Annotated in this window: 6 protein-coding genes; all 6 read left to right on the top strand. The window is 60.9% G+C overall.

Going from position 1 to position 7,756, the window contains the following annotated elements:
• Positions 1-688 (top strand): energy transducer TonB (locus tag JK199_RS13920; RefSeq protein WP_212377063.1); only part of this gene is annotated, 688 nt, incomplete at its 5' end.
• Between the two features lie 23 nt (positions 689-711).
• Positions 712-2,076 carry a Tol-Pal system beta propeller repeat protein TolB gene (tolB, locus tag JK199_RS13915; RefSeq protein ID WP_025829537.1) on the top strand — a complete coding sequence of 455 codons (1,365 nt, stop codon included), beginning with the start codon at positions 712-714 and terminating at the stop codon, positions 2,074-2,076.
• Positions 2,077-2,814: 738 nt separating this feature from the next.
• Positions 2,815-3,294 carry a peptidoglycan-associated lipoprotein Pal gene (gene pal / locus JK199_RS13910; RefSeq protein WP_025829535.1) on the top strand — a complete coding sequence of 160 codons (480 nt, stop codon included), beginning with the start codon at positions 2,815-2,817 and terminating at the stop codon, positions 3,292-3,294.
• A gap of 288 nt (positions 3,295-3,582) precedes the next feature.
• Positions 3,583-4,305, top strand: coding sequence for a tol-pal system YbgF family protein (locus JK199_RS13905; RefSeq protein ID WP_077931754.1), 723 nt, complete (start codon positions 3,583-3,585; stop codon positions 4,303-4,305).
• Positions 4,306-4,344: 39 nt separating this feature from the next.
• A complete protein-coding gene (tilS, locus tag JK199_RS13900; RefSeq protein WP_244985179.1) occupies positions 4,345-5,610 on the top strand; it encodes a tRNA lysidine(34) synthetase TilS in 1,266 nt (421 codons plus the stop codon).
• A 173-nt stretch (positions 5,611-5,783) separates the two neighbouring features.
• Positions 5,784-7,736 carry an ATP-dependent zinc metalloprotease FtsH gene (ftsH, locus tag JK199_RS13895; RefSeq protein ID WP_212377057.1) on the top strand — a complete coding sequence of 651 codons (1,953 nt, stop codon included), beginning with the start codon at positions 5,784-5,786 and terminating at the stop codon, positions 7,734-7,736.
• Positions 7,737-7,756: the final 20 nt, after the last annotated feature.

Here is a 7,756-nt window from a genome sequence, read left to right as displayed (position 1 = left end):
GCCCCAGCCCGTGCCCCCACCGCCTGCGCCGGAGGCTGAAAAGCTGCCGGATACGCCTGTGCCGCCCAAAGCGGAGGAACCGTCTCCTGACGTGGTGAAAACGCCGCCTTCTCCGCCCACGCCACCCAAGACGACGCCGAGTGTCGCGCCGCCGTCTCCGGTCACGGAGCCGACGGATACGCTGCCGGATACGCCAACGCCGTCACACATCACGCAGCCCAACAAGGCGAAGAAGACGCAGGAAGATTCGCATTCTCTGCTGGAGACGCTGGATTCCTTCCGGTCTGATACCAAGCAGACGCATGCGCCCAAGGCAAAGGCAAACCCAGTGCAGGGGGGCGCGCCCAATGGTGGCGGCTCACCGGACGGGGATATTACGCGCAGCCTTTCCGCCGGTGAGCAGAAGGCCATCGGCGGGGCTGTGCGCCGGTGCTATACGGAAGATACGGCTGCCAAAAATTATGCCACTTTTGTCGCGCACCTGATTGTGACGGTGGATGCCACGGGTGAGGCCCGTATTGTACAGTTTGCCCCGCAGACGCAGGCGCAGATGAATGCAGACTCCTCATACCGGGCGCTGGCGGAACGGGCGCGGGCGGCTGTGCTCAGCCCCACCTGTTCCAAGCTGCCTATCCCCAAAAACCTTCTGGGCCAGACCCGGCAGTTGAAATTTGTGTTCAGGCCTTGATCAGGCCACCTGGAGGAAAACTGATGCTTACGAGTACACGACCGCTTATTTCTGATCAGGACGCCGACACACTGGTTGCGGCCCTCGGGCGCCGCACACTGATGGGGGCCAGCGTGGCCGCCGGTGGCCTGCTGATGACGCCGCTGCCCGGCATGGCCGCAACGGCTGCGGCCCCGGAAGCGGAAATTACGGTTGATCAGGCCCGCACGGCCCCTATCCCCATCATCCTGCCGAATTTTGGCGGCGGTCTGGGGGCTCAGATTGCGGAAGTGCTGACGAACGATCTGACCAATACCGGCCTCTTCAAGGTTATTCCCGGCGGCGCCGGGTCTGGCAGCCCCGATTTTGCAGCCGCCAAATCTCTGGGGGCGCGGGCACTGGTAACAGGCAGCGTTACAGGCAGCGGGTCCGTGCGGGTGGAAATGCGCCTGTGGGATGTGCTGACCAGCCAGCAGATTCAGGGCACGGCCTACACCACCACCTCCGCCAACTGGCGGCGGATTGCGCATATTGTGGGCGATGTCATTTACGAACGGATGCTGGGTGAAAAGGGCTATTTCGATACCCGCATTGCCTTTATCTCCCGCTCCGGCGCACGGGCGCATCAGGCAACCCGTCTGGCCATTATGGATCAGGACGGTGCGAACAGCCGCATGCTGACGGCAGGCAAATGGCTGACCCTCACACCGCGCTTCAGCCCGGTGAAGGATCAGGTGGCGTTCATGTCCTACGCCAACAACCGCCCGCGGGTGTATCTGTTTGATCTGGGGAGTGGCCGCCAGCAGATTCTGGGTGAGTTCGCCGGGATTTCCTTCGCGCCGCGTTTTGCCCCGGACGGGCGCTCTGTTGTGCTGTCCGTGACGCGCAATGGCGGGTCTGACCTGTTTGTGGTGGATCTGGGCTCCGGCTCCCGCCGCCAGATCACCTCTTCCGGCGCGATTGATACCAGCCCGTGCTACAGCCCGGATGGCTCTCAGATCGTGTTCAACTCCGACCGTGGCGGCAGCCCGCAGCTTTACATCATGAGCGCGTCGGGTGGCGGGGCCCGGCGCATCTCCTACGGGCATGGCACCTATGGCTCTCCCGTGTGGTCTCCGCGCGGGGATCTGATCGCCTTTACCCGTATTGCCAATGGCAGCTTCTCTCTGGGTGTCATGAACCCTGACGGAACGGGTGAGCGCATCATGACAGAAGGCTTTACGGTGGAAAGCCCGAGCTTCTGCCCCAATGGTCGTGTGCTGGCCTATTGCCGCCAGAGCCGTGCCGGAGCAGGGGGCGCGGGCTTCGCCTCTTCAATCGGCATGGTGGATATCACCGGGTTTAATGACCGCGCCCTGCATACGCCGGGGCAGGCGTCTGACCCGGCATGGTCTCCGCTGAACGGATAAGTCTGTTTTTGTCATAAAACGGCATGCAGCCCCGGGCGGAAGTCCGGGGCTTTTTTTTACAGTTCCAAGAATACTTGCCTTTGATTTTTTGAAAGAAGGGGAAAGGCTGCGCTGAGGCCAGATGTTGTTCTGTGTTAGAAGCGGTCCGGATTTTGTTCTTTCCGGTCTGACACTTCAGGTTTGCGGCGCAGGGGATACAACTATTGGTATTTGTGGGCCGCGCTGTCTCTGGAAAATGAAGACTTTCCCCGAGTCGGAAAGCAGGGCGGCAACCATTGAGATGGTTCTGAACGGCATCTTTATGGTTTTTTAATGGACGCTGTTCCAGAGTAACCACAAAAAAGAGTGAGGATGTGGTCTTTCACGAGCATGATTTTCGCTTTTTTCTTAATAAAGCAAAAGTAAGGCAGAAGAATAAAAATCGGAGCGAATGCGTCGCAGAAGCATTGCAATCCGGTGCGCGTCAATTTGTCGATAAATTCTGAGATTCCACGAAAACCGGGCCGCAGAGGGGCTGCTGTGTCTATTCAGCATCGGTTTTACGGGGTCAGCTATGCCAAAAACAGATCACGCTTGACCGGACGAATGAGCTATGGCTTACGGCAAGGTGGTCTCCACAGTTCGTCGGCTCTTCGATGGTTTTCGGAGGGGAGCAGAGGAATGCGCGGGGATACAGGCATTAACTGTTTTTTTTCTCCGAATAGTTCCGGGTAGGAACTAATTCTCAGGATCCGACACATGAGACTGAAATATATTGCTGCGCTGAGCATGGTTGCCCTTCTCTCTGCCTGTGCGCACGAGAAGGCAAACACGGGTGACTCCAGCGGTGCCTCCACGGCGATGCAGCCGAGCGGCCCCGTTCCCGGCAGCGAAGAAGATCTGGTTGCCACGGCTGGTGACCGCGTGCTGTTCGCTCTGAACAAAAGCGGCCTGTCCTCCGATGCGCAGGCTACGCTGGACAAGCAGGCTGCATGGCTCGCCAAATACCCGCAGGTTAACGTCGAAATCGCCGGTAACTGCGATGACCGCGGCACGGAAGAATACAACATCGCTCTGGGCCAGCGCCGCGCTAACGCAGCCCGTGATTATCTGGTTGCCAAAGGCGTTGCGTCTTCCCGCATCTCCACCATCTCCTACGGTAAGGACCGCCCGACCCAGGAAGGTGATGATGAAAGCGCATGGGCCCAGAACCGTAACGCCATTACTGCTGTTCACTAAGGTCTGGCGTATTTCGCGTCTGAGCTGACAGGGCAGGTCGGGTGAACTTCACCCGGCCTGTTTTTGTATTTCCTGTCTTGTTTTCCGGGAAGGAATGATGAAATCCTTACCCGCTTGTAAGAAAAGGGTGAGGTCTTGATGAAACGCGGGTTGATGACGTCTGTTGCTGCGCCGTGGCGTGCTCTGGCCCTGTGTCTGCCTGTTGCAACCGTTCTGGTGGCGTCTGCCCCGGCGGGGCATGCACAGGATGTGACCAGCCGTGAAGGGCTTGCGCTGCAAAACCAGATTATGGCGCTCAAACAGTCCATGAGCCAGATGCAGGCTTCCGGCAGCACGCTTGCGCCGCCTTCTGCCACACCGGCACCGTCCTCCTCTTCCGGCAATGGAGATCTGACTGCCCAGCTGCTGGACCGGGTGAATACGCTCGAGCAGCAGCAGCGTGATATGCGCGGCGAGATTGACCAGCTGACCAACGATTTGCAGCAGAAGACGGCGGCTCTCGCCAAACAGATGGCTGATAACCAGTTTGCAGCCCAGAATGGCGGCGGCGCAGCCGCTTCCGCCCCGGCTGCTGCTGCCGGAGCAGGGGCTGCTGCCGCCGCGGCGACGTCCGCATCCCGTCCGGCCACCACGCCGGATGCGCTGCTGGCCAGTGGCAAGGCGGCCTTGCAGAAGCGCGATTATGATACGGCGCATGACAACGCGGAACAGGCGCTAAAAAACGCCAAAGGTGCGTTCAAGGTCGATGCGCAGTTCCTGCTGGCTCAGTCTCTGGCAGGGCAGAAGGAATACCGTCAGTCTGCCGTGGCCTATTATGATGCTTATCGTCAGTCCCCCAAAAGTGCCCGTGCGCCGGATGCTCTGCTGGGGGTGAGTGCTTCTCTGCTGGCCATGGGTGATAAAAAGGCAGCCTGTCAGGCGCTTGGAAAGCTGAAGGCGGAATTCCCGTCTCCTACGCAGCGCGTCTCTCATGCCGCGGAAATTTATTCCAGCCGCGGAGGCTGTCAGTAAGGGGCAGTCAGCGGCCCCCTGCCTTCAGCATTGACGACCTTGCCGGATCATCCTTTTTCTGACGCGCCGGTTCGTCCGGCGGCTTTCCTTGCCCGGATAGACCAGCTTGGGCCGTGGTTGCCGGATGATCCGGCCCTGCCGCCCGTTGGTCTGGCCGTTTCAGGCGGTGGAGATAGCCTGTGTCTGGCATGGCTGGCCCGGCACTGGCGGAAACATCTTCTCGCATTTGTGGTGGATCATGGGCTGCGGGCCGAGTCTGCTGAGGAAGCCCGGCTGACCGTCCAGCGGCTTGAGGCGATGGGCGTGGCCGCGCGCCTTTTAACGCTTTCCGGCCTTACCAAAGGACCGGGGATAGCCGAGCGTGCCAGACAGGCGCGTTATGCCATTCTGGCGCAGGCCTGCCGCGAGGCTGGCTGTCTGGACCTCCTGCTGGGCCATCAGGCGGATGATCAGGTCGAGACCATCCGGATGCGTCAGGATTCTGGCAGCGGCCCGGACGGTCTGGCGGGAATGGGCTGGGTGACGGCGCTGCCGGATGTGCGGCTTGTCCGGCCGTTGCTCGGATTTTCCCGGCAGGCTTTGCGCAATACCCTGCGGCAGGCTGGCCTTGTCTGGGTTGATGATCCGTCCAATGAGGATCTCCGCGCCACGCGGGTACGGGTGCGGCACGATCTGCAAGGGCAGGACACCCGGCAGACCTTATGGAAAATCGGGATTGAGGCCGGGACGGCCCGGATGCAGCGGGACGCCGCGCGGGCGGAGAGTCTTGCGCGCCGTGTGAGTCTCCGGCCTGAAGGCTGGGCGTGTCTGGGGCCGGAGTTGCCCGATGCAGAGATCCTGTCTGGCCTGATCCGGGCTGTCGGCGGCCTGATCTATCCCCCGCCCCCTGCGGCGGTGGCCCGGTTGCTCACAGCCGGACAGGATGCCACGCTGGCGGGTGTGCATCTGGTGCGCTGGCGGGCCGAGTGGTTTCTTGTGCGGGAAGTGGCTGCCATGTCTGCTCCGGTTCCGGCGGAGGCGGAGGCAGTGTGGGATAACCGGTTTGAATGCTGGCTGCCCTCTGCCGTGTCCGGCGGTGGGATGCTGATTGGCGCGGCAGGACCGGGGCTTGAGCGGACGCTGCGGGGCGGCTGGCCTGCGCGGTTCTGCGCAACGCTGCCGGCTTTGTGGCGGGACGGGCAGCGCGTGGCTGTGCCGCATCTGGGCTGGTGGGCGGAAGAAGCGCTGAAAGAGGCGCTGTTTGTGTTCCGGCCACCGGTTTCCGTTACGGGCAGCGGTGTGTATGGCTGCCCGGACGGCGAATAGGGCGGCTAAGGCAGGCAGAGCGCCGGACATGTGATAATAAATGTCCTGTAAAGGGTGGGAATATCCGCTCAGCACCCCATGTGTAAGCACAGAGGTTGCATTTTTCGGCGTCTGCCGCTCAGATTAGGGGCTCTCCGGCGCTCTCGCTCGATAAGTATGGAAACACAGGCAAGATGAACAATTTAGGCCGCAACTTGGCGCTTTGGGTCAGCATTATCGTGATGCTGCTGTTGCTTGTAGATGTGTTCCAGCCGGGGAACACGCAGCACGCGGCACAGCAACTGGCCTATTCTGACTTCATTACCGATGTGGATACCGGGCGTGTCCGGTCCGTGGTGATGCAGAACCAGAACGTCTCCGGCACGCTGACAGATGGCACGGCTTTTGAAACCTTTGCGCCGCAGGACCCCTCCCTTGTCTCCCGTCTGACGGGCAAGGGTGTTGAGGTTGTGGCCAAACCGCTGGATCAGGAAGGCAGCCCGCTGCTGCGCTACTTCCTGAACGCGCTGCCGATCATCCTGATGGTGGGGATCTGGCTGTTCATGATGCGCCAGATGCAGGGCGGCGGTGGCCGGGGCGCTATGGGCTTTGGCAAGTCCCGCGCCAAGATGCTGACGGAAAAGCAGGGCCGTGTGACCTTTGAAGATGTTGCGGGTATTGATGAAGCCAAGGGTGAGCTTCAGGAAATTGTCGACTTCCTGAAAGACCCGCAGAAATTTACCCGTCTGGGCGGCAAAATCCCCAAGGGCGTCCTGCTGGTCGGGCCTCCGGGCACAGGTAAGACCCTGCTGGCGCGTGCCATCGCGGGTGAGGCCAATGTGCCGTTCTTCACCATTTCCGGGTCTGACTTTGTGGAAATGTTTGTCGGTGTTGGTGCGTCCCGCGTGCGTGACATGTTCGAGCAGGGCAAGAAGGCCGCGCCGTGCATCATCTTCATTGACGAAATTGACGCCGTGGGCCGCCATCGTGGTGCGGGCCTTGGCGGCGGGAATGATGAGCGTGAGCAGACGCTGAACCAGATGCTGGTCGAAATGGACGGGTTTGAAAGCAATGAGGGCGTGATCCTGATTGCTGCCACCAACCGTCCGGACGTGCTGGACCCGGCTCTGCTGCGTCCCGGCCGTTTTGACCGTCAGGTTGTGGTGTCCAACCCGGATGTGGCGGGGCGTGAAAAAATCCTGCGTGTGCATATGCGCAAGGTGCCGCTGGCCTCTGACGTTGACCCGCGCATTATTGCCCGTGGCACACCCGGCTTCTCGGGGGCGGACCTTGCCAATCTGGTGAACGAGGCCGCTCTGGCTGCTGCGCGCCTTGGCAAGCGCACCGTGGCGATGCGGGAGTTTGAAGACGCCAAGGATAAAGTCCTGATGGGCGCTGAGCGTCGTTCCCTCGTCATGAATGAAGAGGAAAAGAAGCGCACCGCGTATCATGAGGCCGGGCATGCCATTACGGCGGTTCTGGTGCCGGAGAGCGAGCCCATCCATAAGGCGACGATTATCCCGCGCGGTCGCGCGCTGGGGATGGTCATGCGTCTGCCGGAAGGGGACCGCCTGTCCATGAGCAAGAAGAACTGCATTGCGCATCTTGTTGTGGCCATGGGGGGCCGCGTTGCGGAGGAAGTCGTCTACGGGAAAGACAATATCTGCAATGGCGCCATGGGTGACATTCAGATGGCGACCCGCGTGGCCCGCAGCATGGTGACCGAATGGGGCATGAGCGAGAAGGTTGGCATGATTGCCTACGCCAATGATGATCAGGGCGGTGGCGGCATGTTCTTTGGCGGGGCCGCCAAGAACTTCTCTGAACATACGGCCAAGGAAATCGACTCTGAAATCAAGCGTCTGATTGATGAGGCGTATGATCAGGCCCGCAATTACCTGCATGACCATGTGGATGAACTGCACCGTCTGGCAGAAGCCCTGCTGGAATATGAAACGCTGAGCGGGGAAGATATCCGCCAGATCATGCGTGGCCAGCCGATTGAACGGGTGGAAACGGATGACACCACGCCGGTCAACCGTCGGTCTTCCGTCCCGCAGGTTTCCGGGCCTGAACTGGCTGAGCTGGGTGACAAGCCTGAGGGCGGCGAAGGCGGCGGGATGAACCCTGTGCCGCAGCCCGGTTAAGGCAGCAGACGCCAGAAACA

Origin of the sequence: Acetobacter persici, assembly GCF_018256955.1 — a bacterium.
GTDB lineage: Bacteria > Pseudomonadota > Alphaproteobacteria > Acetobacterales > Acetobacteraceae > Acetobacter > Acetobacter persici.
This window is presented reverse-complemented; position numbering and strand designations above follow the sequence as displayed.

Excerpts from the sequence above, each read along its gene's own strand:
- pal (WP_025829535.1), top strand. The coding sequence starts at position 2,815 with ATGAGACTGAAATATATTGCTGCGCTGAGCATGGTTGCCCTTCTCTCT.
- ftsH (WP_212377057.1), top strand. The coding sequence starts at position 5,784 with ATGAACAATTTAGGCCGCAACTTGGCGCTTTGGGTCAGCATTATCGTG.
- JK199_RS13905 (WP_077931754.1), top strand. The coding sequence starts at position 3,583 with ATGGCGCTCAAACAGTCCATGAGCCAGATGCAGGCTTCCGGCAGCACG.
- tolB (WP_025829537.1), top strand. The coding sequence starts at position 712 with ATGCTTACGAGTACACGACCGCTTATTTCTGATCAGGACGCCGACACA.